This is a genomic window from Escherichia sp. MOD1-EC6162, from assembly GCF_002965125.1.
Classification (GTDB): Bacteria; Pseudomonadota; Gammaproteobacteria; order Enterobacterales; family Enterobacteriaceae; genus Escherichia; species Escherichia marmotae.
On the sequence record NZ_PTSB01000006.1, the window covers coordinates 101,175 to 118,616 of the forward strand.

The window sequence follows — 17,442 nt, forward strand, 5'->3', positions numbered from 1 at the left end:
TCGCGTCAGGCAACGGCTGCCGGATGCGGCGCAAACGCCTTATCCGGCCTACACCCAATCAACCTTAGGCAATCGTACGCTGAATCTCGATGATTTCGAACACTTCGATCACATCGCCAGTGCGCACGTCGTTGTAGTTCTTAACGCCGATACCACACTCCATACCGTTACGGACTTCGTTAACGTCATCTTTGAAGCGGCGCAGGGACTCCAGCTCGCCTTCGTAGATAACCACGTTGTCGCGCAGAACGCGGATCGGGTTGTGACGTTTAACCACACCTTCGGTAACCATACAACCTGCGATGGCACCAAATTTCGGTGATTTGAACACATCGCGAACTTCCGCCAGACCGATGATCTGTTGTTTCAGTTCCGGAGAGAGCATACCGCTCATCGCCGCTTTCACTTCATCGATCAGGTTATAGATGACGGAGTAGTAACGCAGATCCAGGCTTTCAGCCTCAATCACTTTACGCGCAGAGGCATCAGCACGGACGTTGAAGCCAACCAGAATCGCGTTGGATGCAGCCGCCAGGGTCGCGTCGGTTTCGGTGATACCACCTACACCAGAACCGATGATCTTCACTTTTACTTCGTCAGTAGACAGTTTCAGCAAGGAGTCGGAAATCGCTTCTACAGAACCCTGTACGTCAGCCTTCAGAACGATGTTCACTTCATGAACTTCACCTTCAGTCATGTTGGCGAACATGTTCTCCAGTTTAGATTTCTGCTGACGCGCCAGTTTAACTTCACGGAATTTGCCCTGACGATACAGTGCAACTTCACGTGCTTTCTTCTCGTCACGTACAACGGTAACTTCATCACCCGCTGCCGGAACACCGGACAAGCCGAGGATTTCCACCGGAATGGACGGACCTGCTTCCAGTACTTCCTGACCCAGTTCGTTACGCATTGCACGAACACGACCGTATTCGAAGCCACACAGAACGATGTCACCCTTGTGCAGAGTACCTTCACGTACCAGTACAGTTGCAACCGGACCACGACCTTTATCGAGGAAAGATTCGATGACCGCACCGCTCGCCATCCCGTTACGTACGGCTTTCAGTTCCAGGACTTCGGCCTGCAGCAGGATCGCATCCAGCAGTTCGTCGATACCCGTACCCGCTTTTGCAGATACGTGTACGAACTGGCTTTCACCGCCCCACTCTTCCGGCAGGATGCCGTACTGAGACAGTTCGTTTTTAACGCGATCCGGATCGGCTTCTGGCTTATCGATTTTGTTCACTGCAACCACCACAGGCACACCTGCCGCTTTCGCGTGCTGGATTGCTTCGATGGTCTGCGGCATTACGCCGTCATCTGCAGCAACAACCAGAACTACGATGTCAGTTGCCTGCGCACCACGTGCACGCATTGAAGTAAACGCGGCGTGCCCCGGGGTGTCCAGGAAGGTGATCATGCCGTTTTCAGTTTCAACGTGGTATGCACCGATGTGCTGGGTAATGCCACCCGCTTCACCAGAAGCCACTTTCGTTGAACGAATATAGTCCAGCAGAGAAGTTTTACCGTGGTCAACGTGTCCCATGATGGTCACAACCGGTGCACGCGGTTCAGCCGCAGCACCTGTATCACGGTCACTCATTACCGCTTCTTCCAGTTCGTTTTCACGACGCAGGATAACTTTGTGGCCCATCTCTTCGGCAACTAACTGTGCGGTTTCCTGGTCAATGACCTGGTTGATGGTTGCCATTGCACCCAGCTTCATCATCGCTTTGATGACCTGAGAGCCTTTAACCGCCATCTTGTTAGCCAGTTCGCCAACAGTGATGGTTTCACCAATCACGACGTCACGGTTAACAGCCTGAGCTGGTTTCTGGAAGCTCTGCTGCAGCGAAGAACCTTTACGTTTTCCGCCTTTACCACCACGTACTGCTGCGCGCGCTTCTTCGCGATCAGCTTTAGATTCAGAATGTTTATTGCCTTTCTTCGGACGTGCTGCTTTCGCGTTACGGCCACGGCCACGACCGCCTTCGACTTCACGATCGCTTTCGTCTTCTGCCTGGCGAGCATGTTGAGAGGTGGTAACGTGATAATCACTGGAATCTTCAGTCGGTTCCGCGTTATCAGTCCATTTGTTTTCTTCCGCCATACGACGTGCTTCTTCAGCAACGCGACGTGCTTCTTCTTCGAGTTTACGACGTGCTTCTTCTTCAGCTTTGCGCTTAAGCTCTGCAGCTTCCTGCTCACGGCGGGCTTTTTCAGCCTGGGCGGTTTTAGTCATATCGTCTTGTTGATTGCTCACTTTGTCTTTTTCCGCAGCTTCACGTTTTGCTTGTTCAGCGGTTTCACGTTTCGCTTGTTCTGCGGCCTCACGTTCAGCTTTTTGTTGCGCCTCGCGTTTGGCCGATTCTTCTGCCTCACGACGGGCTTGCTCTTCCGCTTCACGCTGCGCTTGCTCTTCCGCTGCAAGGCGTTCAGCCTCTTGCGGATCGCGTTTCACAAAGGTGCGTTTCTTGCGGACTTCGATTTGTACCGATTTACTTTTTCCACCGGTACCAGGAATGTTAAGGGTGCTACGTGTTTTACGTTGCAGCGTTAATTTGTCCGGCCCTGAATTTTTCTGATTCAGGTGGTCAATTAAAGCCTGTTTCTCTTGTGCGGTCACAGAGTCGTCAGCAGACTTCCGGATACCTGCATCAGCAAATTGCTGTACCAGGCGTTCCACGGAGGTCTGTCGCTCTGCGGCCAGCGTTTTAATCGTCACATCTGTCATGCTGTTCCTTCCTGCTACAGTTTATTACGCTTCGTCACCGAACCAGCAAATATTACGGGCAGCCATAATCAGTGCTCCGGCTTTTTCGTCGGTCAACCCTTCGATATCAGCCAGATCATCAATGCCCTGTTCGGCGAGATCTTCCAGCGTACAAACGCCACGGGCGGCCAGTTTGAATGCTAAATCACGATCCATCCCTTCAAGATTCAGCAGATCGTCAGCCGGTTTGTTATCACCGAGGCTTTCTTCCTGGGCCTGTGCAATGGTGGCCAGTGCATTTTTAGCACGCTCGCGCAGTGCTTCAACAGTCGGCTCATCAAGGCCTTCAATTTCCAGCAGCTCTTTCATCGGCACGTAGGCCAGTTCTTCCAGAGTCGAGAAGCCTTCTTCTACCAGGACAGTGGCGAAGTCTTCGTCAATGTCGAGATAACGGGTGAAGGTGTCGATCGCTGCGTGCGCTTCCGCCTGATGTTTAGCTTGCAGGTCGTCAACGGTCATTACGTTAAGTTCCCAACCACTCAACTGCGAAGCCAGACGCACGTTCTGACCATTACGCCCAATCGCCTGCGCCAGGTTACCGGCTTCAACAGCGATATCCATGGTGTGTTTATCTTCATCCACTACGATAGAAGCAACGTCTGCCGGTGCCATCGCGTTAATAACGAATTGCGCCGGATTATCATCCCACAGGACGATATCGATACGCTCGCCGCCAAGCTCAGTGGAAACAGCCTGAACACGTGCACCACGCATACCCACGCAAGCACCTACCGGATCGATACGTTTATCGTTGGTTTTCACCGCGATTTTCGCACGAGATCCCGGATCGCGAGCCGCTGCTTTAATTTCAATAACTTCTTCGCCAATTTCCGGCACTTCAATGCGGAACAGTTCGATCAGCATTTCTGGCTTGGAACGGGTAACGAAAAGTTGCGCACCACGCGCTTCCGGGCGAACAGAATAGAGCACGCCACGAACGCGGTCACCTGGGCGGAAGTTCTCACGCGGCAGCATATCTTCACGCAGGATCACAGCTTCAGCATTGTTGCCCAGATCCAGAGAGATATTATCGCGGTTTACTTTTTTCACCACGCCGGTGATGATTTCACCTTCGTGTTCACGGAACTGATCAACAACCATCGCACGTTCGGCTTCACGAACTTTCTGCACGATAACCTGCTTTGCCGTCTGGGTCGTAATACGGTCAAAGGTGACAGACTCAATCTGATCTTCAACGTAATCGCCCAGGTTCAGGCTTTCATCTTCATAACGCGCGGCTTCAAGGGTGATTTCTTTAGTTGGCTGAGTGACCTCATCAACAATCAGCCAACGACGGAAGGTGTCAAAATCACCGCTTTTGCGATCGATCTGTACGCGGACGTCGATCTCTTGTTCATATTTTTTCTTGGTTGCTGTAGCCAGCGCGCTTTCCAACGCTTCGAAAATTTTCTCGCGAGGCAGCGCCTTTTCATTGGAGACGGCTTCAACTACAGCCAAAATTTCTTTGTTCATCGCGGGGTTTTCACCTCATCCAGACTATTAAAAGTGGGGAACCAGGTTCGCCTTCTGGATATTACTCAGCGCGAACACTTCATCTTTACCTTCGACGGTAACTGTGATCATTTCACCGTCTACCGCTTTGATAACGCCCTGCCATTTACGACGGTTTTGTACCGCCATACGGAGTACCAGAGTGACCTCTTCTCCGACAAAACGGGCGTAGTGTTCAGCCGTGAACAGTGGGCGATCGAGACCCGGTGAGGAGACTTCCAGGTTATAAGCAACGGTGATGGGATCTTCAACATCCAACACAGCACTTACCTGGTGGCTCACATCAGCACAATCATCAACATTGATGCCATCTTCACTATCAATATAGATGCGCAGTGTGGATGTGCGACCGCGAATAAACTCGATGCCAACCAGTTCAAAACCCAGGGCCTCAACTGGCGCAGTAATCATCTCTGTTAATTTTTGCTCTAATGTGGACAAGCCCACCCCCAAGACATAAAAAAAGGGCCTAAAGCCCAGTTATTCTGTAGTCAGATAACAAAAAACCCCGATAAATCGGGGCTTTATATAACTGAACCCTATAACCGCAAATGCGGTCTGGAGCACTTTCCAGAAGGATTTTTTCAAATCCCACTACGAAGGCCGAAGTCTTCACAGTATATTTGAAAAAGAACTCTAAGGGAAAGTGGTTGCGGGGGCCGGATTTGAACCGACGACCTTCGGGTTATGAGCCCGACGAGCTACCAGGCTGCTCCACCCCGCGCCTGAAACGTGGCAAATTCTACTTGTTTTGAGTAAAAAATGCAAATACTGCTGGGATTTGGTGTACCGAGACGGGACGTAAAATCTGCGGCCATTATAGTGATCCACGCCACATTTTGTCAACATTTATTGCTAATCATGTGAATGGATATCCAGTTCACTTTCATTTGTTGAATACTTTCATCCTCTCCTTACCTCTCTTAAGCGCATTATTTTACAAAAAACACACTAAACTCTTCCTGTCTCAGATAAAAGATGATTAAATGAAAACTCATTTATTTTGCATAAAAATTCAGTTAGAGCAGAAATACAGGCTCATCATCAGTTAATCAAGCAGGGTGTTATTTTATGACGACGATTCTCAAGCATCTCCCGGTAGGTCAACGTATTGGTATCGCTTTTTCTGGCGGTCTGGACACCAGTGCCGCACTGCTGTGGATGCGACAAAAGGGAGCTGTCCCTTATGCATATACTGCAAATTTGGGCCAGCCAGACGAAGAGGATTATGATGCGATCCCTCGTCGAGCCATGGAATACGGCGCGGAGAACGCTCGTCTGATCGACTGCCGCAAACAACTGGTGGCTGAAGGTATTGCCGCTATTCAGTGTGGTGCTTTCCATAACACCACCGGCGGTCTGACCTATTTTAACACCACGCCGCTGGGCCGCGCCGTAACCGGCACCATGCTGGTTGCTGCGATGAAAGAAGATGGCGTTAACATCTGGGGTGATGGCAGCACCTATAAAGGAAACGATATCGAACGTTTCTATCGTTACGGCCTGCTTACCAACGCCGAATTGCAGATTTACAAACCGTGGCTTGATACTGACTTTATTGATGAGTTAGGCGGTCGTCATGAAATGTCTGAATTTATGATTGCCTGCGGTTTCGACTACAAAATGTCGGTTGAAAAAGCCTACTCCACAGACTCCAACATGCTCGGCGCGACGCACGAAGCGAAAGATCTGGAATACCTCAACTCCAGCGTCAAAATCGTCAACCCGATTATGGGTGTGAAATTCTGGGACGAGAGCGTGAAGATCCCGGCAGAAGAAGTCACGGTACGTTTTGAGCTGGGGCATCCGGTAGCGCTAAACGGTAAAACCTTTAGCGACGATGTAGAAATGATGCTTGAAGCCAACCGCATTGGTGGCCGTCACGGCCTGGGCATGAGCGACCAGATCGAAAACCGTATCATCGAAGCGAAAAGCCGTGGTATCTACGAAGCTCCGGGGATGGCTCTGCTGCATATCGCTTATGAACGTCTGCTGACCGGTATTCACAACGAAGACACCATTGAGCAATATCACGCGCATGGTCGCCAGTTGGGACGTCTGCTGTATCAGGGGCGTTGGTTCGACTCCCAGGCGCTGATGCTACGAGACTCCCTGCAACGCTGGGTTGCCAGCCAGATTACAGGTGAAGTTACCCTGGAACTGCGTCGCGGTAACGACTACTCCATCCTCAATACTGTCTCTGACAACCTGACTTATAAGCCAGAGCGTCTGACAATGGAAAAAGGTGACTCAGTGTTCTCACCAGACGATCGTATTGGTCAACTGACCATGCGTAACCTGGATATCACTGACACCCGCGAGAAACTTTTCGGTTATGCCAAAACTGGCCTGCTCTCCTCTTCTGCCGCTTCGGGCGTGCCGCAGGTTGAGAATCTGGAAAACAAAGGTCAGTAATTTCAGAGAGTTAGTGCTAAAGGCCGCCATTGCGGCCTTTTTTTACGGCTAAGAGAATGTGGCCACGCTTGGGATTCACATGTCCGATTTCGGAGTTAAAGTAAAATTCAAATTAAATAAAGTAAATATCAGTCCATTCTATTTTTACTTTATTCTTTCATGCTCAGTAAAAGGAATGACCAATGAATGGTGAATATTTTGTACGCCTCGCAGTACATACTCTGAAATGTACCCAAAAAGATTTAGCAAACCAGTTAGGTGTTTCCTCAACACAAATTAGCAAGTGGAAAAAAGGGGAACATATGTCTACTGACATGGAAAAAAAATTCAGAGATATTACACAAATAGGGCATTACTCTCCTCAACTAGTTGAATGGACGGGCTCAGTCGAGAATGCTGAGAAATGGGATCGACTTATCCATTTTCTTGCTCAACAAGCTATGGAAGACTCTGAAACGGGTTATATAACACGACCTCTTACTGACGAAGATGGCTTTTTGGTTGAAGAAACAATAGGTGTGTTGAACCGCATAGGTTTTCCTTCACCTCTTTCCTTTCCCAAAGAACTTAATATTGACGGCAAAAATGCTGATCATAAAGAGGCTTTTTGGGAGGTCATAGAGAACAACGCTCATTGTTCCGTAATCAATGACATTTACCATGCTCTGAATGACGTTTATGGATTCTACATAGCATATGTTGATGAGTTAGTTCAGGATGATGATTTAGATGTCTATTCCAGCGAAGCCATCAATATTCAGAGTTCATTGATATCACTTGCCGCATGCAAAATTGAAATTGATACTCCGATTGCGTCAAACATTAAACAGTTTCGTTATAAAGTTCAAAAAGACTACGAAAATTGGTTGAATCAACTCAAGATGATGGCATTCAGGGCGGGAATCCCGTTAAGAGCCGAACTTCTGGATATGGTTTATAACACTGCTGACCAACTTAGCGTTGCAGCAGAAGCCGAAAGTTTCGATTTCAATAAATCTCGCATTCATCCTGATATATACATGAACGAGATCCTTACTGGTATGAGAATAATTCACCAGGTGCTTCCGTTAATAATGCAAAAGTTAGAAATTACAGATTTCAAACTGGATGAAACAGACTTACGGGTGGGGAAATAACTATCAGAATGTTTAACTTATAAAAACGAAAAAAGACGCTTTTCAGCGTCTTTCTTTCGGAATATTGGTACTGAGGATGGGACTCGAACCCACAAGCCCGTTAGGGCACTACCACCTCAAGGTAGCGTGTCTACCAATTCCACCACCTCAGCACAGATACTACTCTTAGTTCGGGATATCGCTGGTCGGCTTAGCCGGAGCAGCAGGCTGAGTCTGTTCGGTTTTCGCCGGAGCACTCAGATTTTCCCATTCGCTACCTTTATTGGTTTTATTACTGTTGATGTTACCCAACACCAGACTGATGATGAAGAACAACGTTGCCAGCACAGCCGTCATACGGGTCATGAAGTTACCAGAACCACTTGAACCAAACAGCGTAGCGGAAGCGCCTGCTCCGAAGGAGGCTCCCATATCAGCGCCTTTACCTTGCTGCAGCATGATCAGACCAACAAGGCCAATTGCTACAATAAGGAAAACTACTAAAAGAGCTTCGTACATAATCAACCTGTTCCTTGCGGAGTTGCCGCGTACCAATGCTTCAACCAATAAAGCGGGATAATTTAATCTTTCCCACTGAAGCGGGTTTGAATACTAACCAAAGCGAATGACCTTCGCAAGGGCAATTTTATTGCATTGTATCAACTGCGGAAAAAAACAGCAAAACCGATGTACATAAGTAGAACAAAGGCGACAATCGCCGCCTTTTTAGCCAGTTAGCAATCGCATTAAACCGCTTTTACCGCATCAGCGATACGGTGGGCAAATTCAGTCACCTGTGCTTCGTCTTCACCTTCGACCATCACGCGAATCAACGGCTCGGTGCCAGATTTACGCAGCAGCACGCGTCCACGGCTACCCAGCGCCGCTTCAACTTCCGCTGTCACGGCTTTAACTGATTCATGCTCAAGCGGATCGCCGCTGCCTGCGGTATAACGCACGTTAACCAGAATCTGCGGGAACATTTTCATGCCACTGCAAAGGTCGTGCAGACTCATGTGGTTGCGCGCCATCGCCGCCAGTACCTGCAAACCGGCAACGATGCCGTCACCGGTGGTGGTTTTATCCAGCAGAATCACATGACCGGAGTTCTCCGCGCCGATGCGCCAGCCTTTCTCCTGCATTTTTTCCAGTACATAGCGGTCGCCCACTTTTGCGCGAGCAAATGGAATACCTAGCTGTTTCAGCGCCAATTCCAGCCCCATATTGCTCATTAATGTGCCCACTACGCCACCACGCAACTGCCCCTGACGAAGACCTTCACGCGCGATGATATACATGATCTGATCGCCATCGACTTTATTGCCTTCATGGTCAACCATGATGACGCGGTCACCGTCGCCGTCAAAGGCAATGCCGAGATCCGCTTTTTCAGCCAGTACACGCGCCTGTAATGCACGAACATCAGTTGCCCCCACTTCGGCATTGATGTTTACACCATTCGGCTCACAACCGATGGCGATTACGTTCGCTCCCAGCTCGCGCAGTACATTTGGAGCGATGTGATAGGTTGCACCATTTGCGCAATCCACCACAATCTTCAGTTCACTGAGGCTAAGTTCGTTCGGGAACGTGGCTTTGCAAAATTCGATATAGCGACCCGCAGCATCAACAATACGGCTGGCTTTACCCAGTTCTGCCGAATCAACGCAGCTAATCTCTTTTTCCATTTCAGCTTCGATGGCTTCTTCGACTGCATCTGGCAGTTTAGTGCCGTCGATGGAAAAGAATTTAATACCATTATCGTAGAACGGGTTATGCGATGCAGAAATCACAATCCCGGCCTCTGCACGAAAGGTGCGTGTCAGATAAGCCACCGCCGGTGTTGGCATCGGGCCGGTGAAGAGCGCGGAAAGGCCCGCTGCCGCCAGGCCGGCTTCCAGCGCCGACTCCAACATATAGCCAGAAATACGGGTATCTTTGCCGATAATGATCTTACGGGAGCCGTGCCGCGCCAGTACTTTACCCGCAGCCCAGCCCAGTTTAAGCACAAAATCAGGTGTGATCGGCGCATCCCCAACACGACCACGAATCCCATCGGTCCCGAAATATTTACGATTACTCATAGCGTTTATTTTCCTTTGCAGACAGAGTGGCTTCCACCACCCGCATCGCTTCTACGGTTTCTTTGACGTCATGAACACGAATAATGTGCGCGCCCTGCATTGCGGCAATTACCGCACAAGCCAGACTGCCGCTCAGACGCTCAGACGGCCCAACATTCAGTAGCTGTCCAATCATCGATTTTCGTGACATACCCACCAACAGCGGCAGATTGAAATGATGAAATTCAGCCAGACGCGCCAGTAATGAATAGTTATGGGAGAGATTTTTACCGAAACCGAATCCGGGGTCGAGCAACAATTTCTCTTTTGCGATACCCGCCTGTTCACAACGTGCTATTTGCTCAATAAAGTAGCGATTCACTTCAGCAAAGACATCATCATATTTCGGTGCTTCCTGCATGGTCTTTGGATTTCCCTGCATATGCATCAGACATACGGGTAAACCGGTTTCCGCAGCCGCTTCCAGAGCACCTGGCTCGGAAAGGGATCGGATATCGTTAATGATGTGAGCGCCCACTCTTGCCGATTCCCGGATGACTTCCGGTTTAGAAGTATCGACCGAGATCCAAACTTCGAATCGTTGCGCAATTGCCTCAACCACCGGAATAACACGCTGCAACTCTTCTTCAACACTCACTTCCGCTGCCCCTGGACGCGTGGACTCTCCACCAACGTCAATGATCGTCGCGCCAGCGTTGATCATCAGGTTCGCATGTTTCACTGCATCAGTCAGTGAGTTATGCGTACCGCCATCAGAGAAAGAATCTGGCGTAACGTTGAGGATCCCCATTACGTGAGGATGGCTAAGATCCAGTGAAGAGCCCTGGGCAAAGAGTTTCATGGTGTTATCCCTGGTATAAATTGATAAGAAAAAACCCCGGAGCACGCCCCGGGGTTTTCGGTACAAATACAGTCATCTGATGCGGGAACTTACTTGTCGCCTAACTGCTCTGACATGGTATTACCCGGATTTGGCGTGCGTGGTTCATCAACCGGACGCGGTGCCTTTGGAGTGCCATTATTGTCAGAATTGTTAGATGCTCCCGACTCTTCCCAACCTGCAGGCGGACGTACATCGCGACGCGCCATCAGGTCATCAATCTGCGGTGCGTCGATGGTCTCATATTTCATGAGTGCATCTTTCATCGCATGCAGGATATCCAGGTTGTCGTTCAACAACTGACGCGCACGATTGTAGTTACGTTCAATCAGTGACTTCACTTCCTGGTCGATGATACGCGCAGTTTCATCGGACATATGTTTAGCTTTGGCCACGCTACGACCGAGGAAAACTTCACCTTCTTCTTCCGCATACAGTAGCGGACCGAGTTTCTCAGAGAAGCCCCACTGGGTCACCATGTTACGCGCCAGGTTGGTCGCAACTTTAATGTCGTTGGACGCCCCGGTAGAAACATGTTCCGGTCCGTAGATGATCTCTTCTGCCAGACGACCGCCGTACAGGGTACTGATCTGGCTTTCCAGTTTCTGACGGCTGGCACTGATAGCATCGCCTTCAGGCAGGAAGAAGGTCACACCCAACGCACGACCGCGCGGGATAATCGTTACTTTGTGTACCGGATCGTGTTCCGGCACCAGGCGACCGATAATCGCATGGCCTGCTTCGTGATACGCGGTGGACTCTTTCTGCGCTTCCGTCATCACCATGGAGCGACGTTCCGCGCCCATCATGATTTTGTCTTTCGCTTTCTCGAACTCAACCATCGAAACAACACGTTTATTGCCACGTGCTGCGAACAGTGCTGCTTCGTTCACCAGGTTAGCCAGATCTGCGCCAGAGAAGCCCGGTGTACCACGGGCGATAATCGCCGCATCAACATCTGGTGCCAGCGGTACGCGACGCATGTGAACTTTCAGGATCTGCTCACGACCACGAACATCTGGCAAACCAACCACAACCTGACGGTCGAAACGACCAGGACGCAGCAGCGCCGGGTCGAGAACGTCCGGGCGGTTAGTCGCAGCGATCACGATGATACCTTCGTTACCTTCGAAGCCGTCCATCTCAACCAGCATCTGGTTAAGTGTCTGTTCACGTTCATCGTGACCACCACCCAGCCCCGCGCCACGCTGGCGGCCTACGGCATCGATTTCATCAATAAAGATGATACACGGAGCCGCTTTCTTCGCCTGTTCGAACATGTCACGTACACGAGATGCACCAACACCAACGAACATTTCAACGAAGTCAGAACCAGAAATGGTAAAGAACGGAACTTTCGCTTCGCCTGCAATGGCTTTCGCCAGCAACGTTTTACCAGTACCCGGAGGACCAACCATCAGAACCCCTTTCGGGATCTTACCGCCCAGTTTCTGGAAGCGGCTCGGCTCACGCAGATACTCAACCAGCTCAGCAACTTCTTCTTTTGCTTCGTCGCAACCAGCAACGTCAGCAAAGGTCGTTTTGATCTGATCTTCCGTCAACATACGTGCTTTGCTCTTACCGAACGACATAGCACCTTTGCCACCGCCGCCCTGCATTTGACGCATGAAGAAGATCCAGACACCAATCAGCAACAGCATCGGGAACCAGGAGATGAAGATAGAAGCCAGCAGGCTTGGCTCTTCAGGCGGTTCACCGACAACCTTGACGTTCTTGGTCAACAGGTTATCCAGTAGTTTTGGATCCTGAACCGGAATGTAAGTGGTATAACGGTTACTATCTTTCTTGGTAACGTTGATTTCACGTCCGTTGATACGCGCTTCACGAACCTGGTCGTTATTGACCTCTTGTAGGAAGGTAGAGTAATCCACCTTACGGCCATTAGACTCGCTGGGCCCAAAGCTCTGGAATACTGACATCAGCACAACGGCAATGACCAGCCAGAGTATTAGGTTTTTCGCCATGTCACTCAAGGGATTAACCTCTTATTACAACTGTGTTAAAAACAGCGTCAGGATACTCTATATCCAGCATCTTTCAAACTTTCGTCTGAAATCTCCCGGTTAGGGTTTACGCCCGGTCGCTACAATATACACTTCCCGCGAACGTGCACGAGAAGAGTCCGGCTTACGAACTTTAACCTTCGTAAACAGGGAGCGAATTTCCCTTAGATACTCATCGAAACCTTCGCCCTGGAACACCTTCACTACAAAACTGCCACCCGGCGCTAACACATCACGACACATTTCTAGCGCCAGTTCCACCAGATACATGGCACGGGGGATATCCACCGCCGGTGTTCCGCTCATGTTTGGTGCCATATCTGACATGACAACCTGGACTTTGCTGTCGCCTACACGCTCCAGCAGAGCCTTCATGACCAGTTCATCACGAAAATCGCCCTGAAGAAAGTCCACACCAACGATAGGATCCATAGGTAAAAGATCGCAAGCGATGATACGGCCTTTGCCGCCAATTTGGGTGACTACATATTGTGACCAACCACCCGGCGCGGCGCCAAGGTCGACTACCGTCATTCCCGGTTTAAAGAGTTTGTCACTTTGCTGTATTTCATCAAGTTTAAACCAGGCACGGGAACGTAACCCCTTTTTCTGTGCCTGTTGAACATATTTATCGCTAAAGTGTTCCTGAAGCCAGCGGCTGGAACTGGCAGAACGCTTCTTACCTGTCATTTAACTTTCCCATTGGGATAACTCATCGTAACCAATTGCGTAAATTTTTACGCGCCTATTTGGTGATATATGGGAGATGGCGGTAGAATGACCCGTTTTCAATCCCAACGTAAGCAAAAAAATACGATGAATCTGAGTACTAAACAAAAACAGCACCTGAAAGGTCTGGCACATCCGCTCAAGCCAGTTGTTCTGCTTGGCAGTAATGGTTTGACCGAAGGGGTGCTGGCCGAGATTGAACAAGCGCTAGAGCACCATGAACTCATCAAGGTGAAAATCGCAACAGAAGATCGCGAAACTAAAACCTTGATCGTGGAAGCTATCGTGCGCGAAACCGGCGCCTGTAATGTACAGGTCATCGGTAAAACGCTGGTGCTTTATCGCCCAACTAAAGAACGTAAAATCTCGCTGCCACGCTAAGATTATCCTAAAGTTACACACATTTTCTGTGTAAAACGAGGGATTTTCCGCAGGCAGGAGAGCAAAATGCCACGCTCTGTTCGTTGATAAAAGGCCGCATAGCGGCCTTTTTCCTTTCTTTACAATACATCAACATTTTGAGTATTGGGTAATTCTTACAGGTATTCCACCTTAATTACTTCAAATTCTACTTCGCCGCCCGGCGTTTTGATGACCACAACATCATCTTCTTCTTTGCCGATCAAGCCACGAGCGATAGGCGAGTTTACAGAAATCAGGTTTTGTTTAAAGTCAGCTTCGTCATCACCTACGATGCGATAAGTCTGCTCTTCATCAGAATCCAGATTCAACACCGTTACGGTAGCACCAAAAATAACGCGACCATTGTTCGGCATTTTGGTGACATCGATTACCTGAGCGTTCGACAGCTTGGCTTCGATATCTTTAATACGGCCTTCGCAGAAGCCCTGCTGCTCACGAGCTGCGTGGTATTCGGCGTTCTCTTTCAGATCGCCATGTTCACGCGCTTCAGCAATAGCAGCAATGATTTCAGGACGGCGCACAGATTTCAGAAAATCCAGCTCTTCGCGTAATTTTTCAGCGCCGCGTAAGGTCATCGGAATAGCTTGCATTTGTTATACCTCTTGAATATTCCTGATGGGGCGAGTCTCCACCCACCCCGGCTGTTCGGTCAGCCCGGCATAACTCCTCACCAGGGCCAGAAGCAAAAAAATACCGACCCGGAAACAGGTCCCAGGTCAGCTACAATTCACATTTTGATGGTCATTTTACCCTGAAGTTCCCGAAGGGTCATCGTTTACTTTATAGGGTGTTGCGCCGTAGTATGACGGCTCGATTCCAGGTTGTTAGCGCGAGATTATGCGATTTTCCAGATTTATCATCGGATTGACCAGCGGTATAGCGTTCAGTGTTCAGGCCGCGAATGTTGATGAGTACATTACTCAACTCCCCGCAGGTGCCAACCTTGCCCTGATGGTGCAAAAAGTCGGCGCGTCTGCCCCCACTATTGATTACCACAGTCAGCAGATGGCGCTGCCCGCCAGTACGCAAAAAGTCATCACTGCGCTGGCGGCATTGATTCAACTCGGCCCCGACTTTCGTTTTACCACCACGTTGGAAACCAAAGGTAATGTGGAAAACGGTGTGCTTAAAGGCGACTTAGTGGCGCGATTTGGTGCCGATCCGACGCTAAAACGTCAGGATATTCGCAATATGGTAACAACCCTGAAAAAATCTGGCATCACGCAAATCAATGGCAACGTGCTTATAGATACCTCCATTTTTGCCAGTCACGATAAGGCTCCCGGCTGGCCTTGGAACGACATGACACAATGCTTTAGCGCTCCGCCAGCCGCCGCTATCGTTGACCGCAATTGCTTCTCTGTCTCGCTCTACAGCGCACAAAAGCCCGGTGATATGGCTTTTATTCGCGTGGCATCTTATTACCCCGTTACGATGTTCAGTCAGGTACGCACCCTCCCCCGTGGTTCTGCCGAAGCGCAATATTGCGAGCTGGATGTCGTGCCTGGTGACCTTAACCGCTTTACGCTAACTGGATGCCTGCCACAACGTTCTGAGCCTCTTCCATTGGCCTTTGCCGTACAGGATGGTGCCAGCTATGCTGGGGCGATTCTGAAAGATGAGCTTAAACAGGCAGGCATCACCTATACCGGCACACTGCTGCGCCAGACACAGGTTAATGAGCCGGGAACGGTGGTCGCCAGCAAACAGTCGGCCCCTTTGCATGATCTGCTTAAGATTATGCTGAAAAAATCGGACAACATGATCGCAGATACCGTCTTTCGAATGATTGGTCATGCGCGCTTTAATGTGCCTGGTACATGGCGAGCCGGCTCCGATGCCGTGCGCCAGATCCTGCGTCAGCAAGCCGGTGTCGATATTGGCAACACCATTATTGCCGATGGTTCAGGGCTTTCACGACATAACCTGATTGCGCCAGCCACCATGATGCAAGTGCTACAATACATTGCCCAGCATGATAACGAGCTTAACTTTATCTCCATGCTGCCGCTGGCAGGCTATGACGGCTCGTTACAGTACCGTGCCGGTCTGCATCAGGCGGGGGTAGATGGCAAAGTTTCGGCAAAAACTGGATCGTTACAAGGCGTGTATAACCTGGCGGGATTCATTACCACGGCAAGTGGGCAACGGATGGCATTTGTACAATATCTTTCTGGCTATGCGGTAGAACCGGCGGATCAACGTAATCGCCGCATTCCGTTGGTGCGCTTTGAAAGCCGCTTGTACAAAGATATTTATCAGAACAATTAGTTAAAAAGAAACCCCGGCGCAGTGCCGGGGTTTTGCTGATTAACGCTTGTAAATGAACTCAACGCCCTCTTCGTCGTCTTCGTCCCAGTCGTCATCCCAGTCTTCATCATCCTCTTCAGCAATCTCTTCAAGCTGCTGACGGTGATAATCATCCCACATGAATTCGACTTTCTCTGGCTGTTTCGCTTCTTCGGCCTGCACCACTGGGTTTTCGATGATAAAGGTCATCACATCCCAGCAGAGGTCTTTCACGCCCAGCCCGCTCGCTGCAGAGATCAGATAATATTTATCTTCCCAACCCAGCGCCTCAGCGATGGCTTTCGCTTTCTCTTCGGCTTCCGCTTTATCCAGCAGGTCAATCTTGTTGAAGACTAACCAGCGTGGTTTCGCCGCCAGATCCTGGCTGTATTTTTCCAGCTCGCTAATAATAATGCGCGCGTTCTCAACCGGATCGGTGCCGTCAATCGGATCGATATCGATAAGGTGCAGCAATACGCGGCAACGTTCCAGATGCTTCAGGAAGCGGATCCCCAGACCTGCACCTTCAGCAGCACCTTCAATCAGCCCCGGAATATCAGCAACAACGAAGCTCTTCTCATTGTCCATACGAACCACGCCAAGGCTTGGCACCAGAGTGGTAAACGGATAGTCCGCCACTTTCGGTTTAGCCGCAGATACTGCGCGGATAAAGGTCGATTTACCAGCGTTTGGCATCCCCAGCATCCCGACATCAGCCAGCAGCATCAGCTCCAGCAGCAGCTCACGCTTATCACCTGGTGTACCGTTGGTTTTCTGCCGGGGAGTACGGTTAACCGATGATTTGAAGCGGGTGTTGCCCAGGCCGTGCCAGCCGCCCTTAGCAACCAGCAGGCGCTGACCGTGTTTGGTCATATCGCCCATGGTTTCACCAGTGCCCTGATCGATAACACGCGTACCTACTGGCACTTTAATCGTCACGTCTTTACCACGCTTACCGGTACAGTCGCGGCTTGCACCGTTCTGGCCACGCTCTGCACGGAAAGATTTTTCAAAACGGTAATCGATAAGCGTGTTCAGGTTCTCGTCGGCTTCCATCCATACGTCGCCGCCGTCACCACCATCGCCGCCATCCGGGCCGCCTTTCGGAATATATTTTTCGCGGCGGAAGCTCACACAACCATTGCCGCCATCACCTGCAACGACCAGAATCGATGCTTCATCAACAAACTTCATT

14 protein-coding genes and 2 tRNA genes are annotated in these 17,442 nt (G+C 50.1%); 4 read left to right on the plus strand and 12 right to left on the minus strand.

Going from position 1 to position 17,442, the window contains the following annotated elements:
* Positions 1-64: 64 nt before the first annotated feature.
* The 4 genes from infB to A9587_RS07245 form a co-directional block, all read right to left on the minus strand.
* A complete protein-coding gene (gene infB, locus A9587_RS07230) occupies positions 65-2,737 on the minus strand; it encodes a translation initiation factor IF-2 (RefSeq protein WP_000133058.1) in 2,673 nt (890 codons plus the stop codon).
* Between the two features lie 24 nt (positions 2,738-2,761).
* Entirely contained in the window at positions 2,762-4,249 is a 1,488-nt protein-coding gene (gene nusA / locus A9587_RS07235; RefSeq protein ID WP_001031045.1) for a transcription termination factor NusA, read from the minus strand.
* 27 nt (positions 4,250-4,276) lie between these two features.
* Entirely contained in the window at positions 4,277-4,729 is a 453-nt protein-coding gene (rimP, locus tag A9587_RS07240) for a ribosome maturation factor RimP (protein WP_001300397.1), read from the minus strand.
* Positions 4,730-4,935: 206 nt separating this feature from the next.
* Positions 4,936-5,012, minus strand: a tRNA-Met gene (locus tag A9587_RS07245).
* A 347-nt stretch (positions 5,013-5,359) separates the two neighbouring features.
* On the opposite strand from A9587_RS07245, the gene argG reads away from it, so the two are divergent.
* Both argG and A9587_RS07255 read left to right on the plus strand, forming a co-directional pair.
* A complete protein-coding gene (gene argG, locus A9587_RS07250) occupies positions 5,360-6,703 on the plus strand; it encodes an argininosuccinate synthase (protein WP_001517161.1) in 1,344 nt (447 codons plus the stop codon).
* Positions 6,704-6,885: 182 nt separating this feature from the next.
* Positions 6,886-7,839, plus strand: coding sequence for a helix-turn-helix domain-containing protein (locus A9587_RS07255; RefSeq protein ID WP_105263585.1), 954 nt, complete (start codon positions 6,886-6,888; stop codon positions 7,837-7,839).
* Positions 7,840-7,904: 65 nt separating this feature from the next.
* On the opposite strand, the gene A9587_RS07260 is transcribed toward A9587_RS07255, so the two are convergent.
* From A9587_RS07260 to rlmE, 6 genes are all read right to left on the minus strand, one after another.
* A tRNA-Leu gene (locus A9587_RS07260) sits at positions 7,905-7,991 on the minus strand.
* 13 nt (positions 7,992-8,004) lie between these two features.
* Positions 8,005-8,337 carry a preprotein translocase subunit SecG gene (gene secG, locus A9587_RS07265; RefSeq protein ID WP_001517162.1) on the minus strand — a complete coding sequence of 111 codons (333 nt, stop codon included), beginning with the start codon at positions 8,335-8,337 and terminating at the stop codon, positions 8,005-8,007.
* Between the two features lie 227 nt (positions 8,338-8,564).
* Positions 8,565-9,902, minus strand: a complete 1,338-nt coding sequence (gene glmM, locus A9587_RS07270) for a phosphoglucosamine mutase (protein WP_000071146.1) — start codon at positions 9,900-9,902, stop codon at positions 8,565-8,567.
* A complete protein-coding gene (gene folP / locus A9587_RS07275; protein ID WP_000764718.1) occupies positions 9,895-10,743 on the minus strand; it encodes a dihydropteroate synthase in 849 nt (282 codons plus the stop codon). Before folP ends, glmM begins: the two co-directional genes overlap by 8 nt.
* 89 nt (positions 10,744-10,832) lie before the next feature.
* Positions 10,833-12,767: an ATP-dependent zinc metalloprotease FtsH gene (ftsH, locus tag A9587_RS07280; RefSeq protein WP_001107478.1), complete on the minus strand. Its 1,935-nt coding sequence runs from the start codon at positions 12,765-12,767 to the stop codon at positions 10,833-10,835.
* Between the two features lie 99 nt (positions 12,768-12,866).
* Entirely contained in the window at positions 12,867-13,496 is a 630-nt protein-coding gene (rlmE, locus tag A9587_RS07285) for a 23S rRNA (uridine(2552)-2'-O)-methyltransferase RlmE (protein WP_000145975.1), read from the minus strand.
* 126 nt (positions 13,497-13,622) lie between these two features.
* On the opposite strand from rlmE, the gene yhbY reads away from it, so the two are divergent.
* Positions 13,623-13,916 (plus strand): ribosome assembly RNA-binding protein YhbY, encoded by a 294-nt coding sequence (yhbY, locus tag A9587_RS07290; RefSeq protein WP_001054420.1) that lies wholly within the window; start codon positions 13,623-13,625, stop codon positions 13,914-13,916.
* 155 nt (positions 13,917-14,071) lie between these two features.
* Here yhbY and greA read toward each other — a convergent pair whose 3' ends face one another.
* Positions 14,072-14,548 carry a transcription elongation factor GreA gene (gene greA, locus A9587_RS07295; protein WP_001148001.1) on the minus strand — a complete coding sequence of 159 codons (477 nt, stop codon included), beginning with the start codon at positions 14,546-14,548 and terminating at the stop codon, positions 14,072-14,074.
* A gap of 247 nt (positions 14,549-14,795) precedes the next feature.
* Between greA and dacB the strand changes: the two genes are divergently transcribed.
* Complete coding sequence (gene dacB, locus A9587_RS07300; RefSeq protein WP_001212669.1) at positions 14,796-16,229, plus strand: serine-type D-Ala-D-Ala carboxypeptidase; 1,434 nt, start codon at positions 14,796-14,798, stop codon at positions 16,227-16,229.
* A gap of 39 nt (positions 16,230-16,268) precedes the next feature.
* On the opposite strand, the gene cgtA is transcribed toward dacB, so the two are convergent.
* Positions 16,269-17,441 (minus strand): Obg family GTPase CgtA, encoded by a 1,173-nt coding sequence (gene cgtA, locus A9587_RS07305; protein WP_000673561.1) that lies wholly within the window; start codon positions 17,439-17,441, stop codon positions 16,269-16,271.
* Position 17,442: the final 1 nt, after the last annotated feature.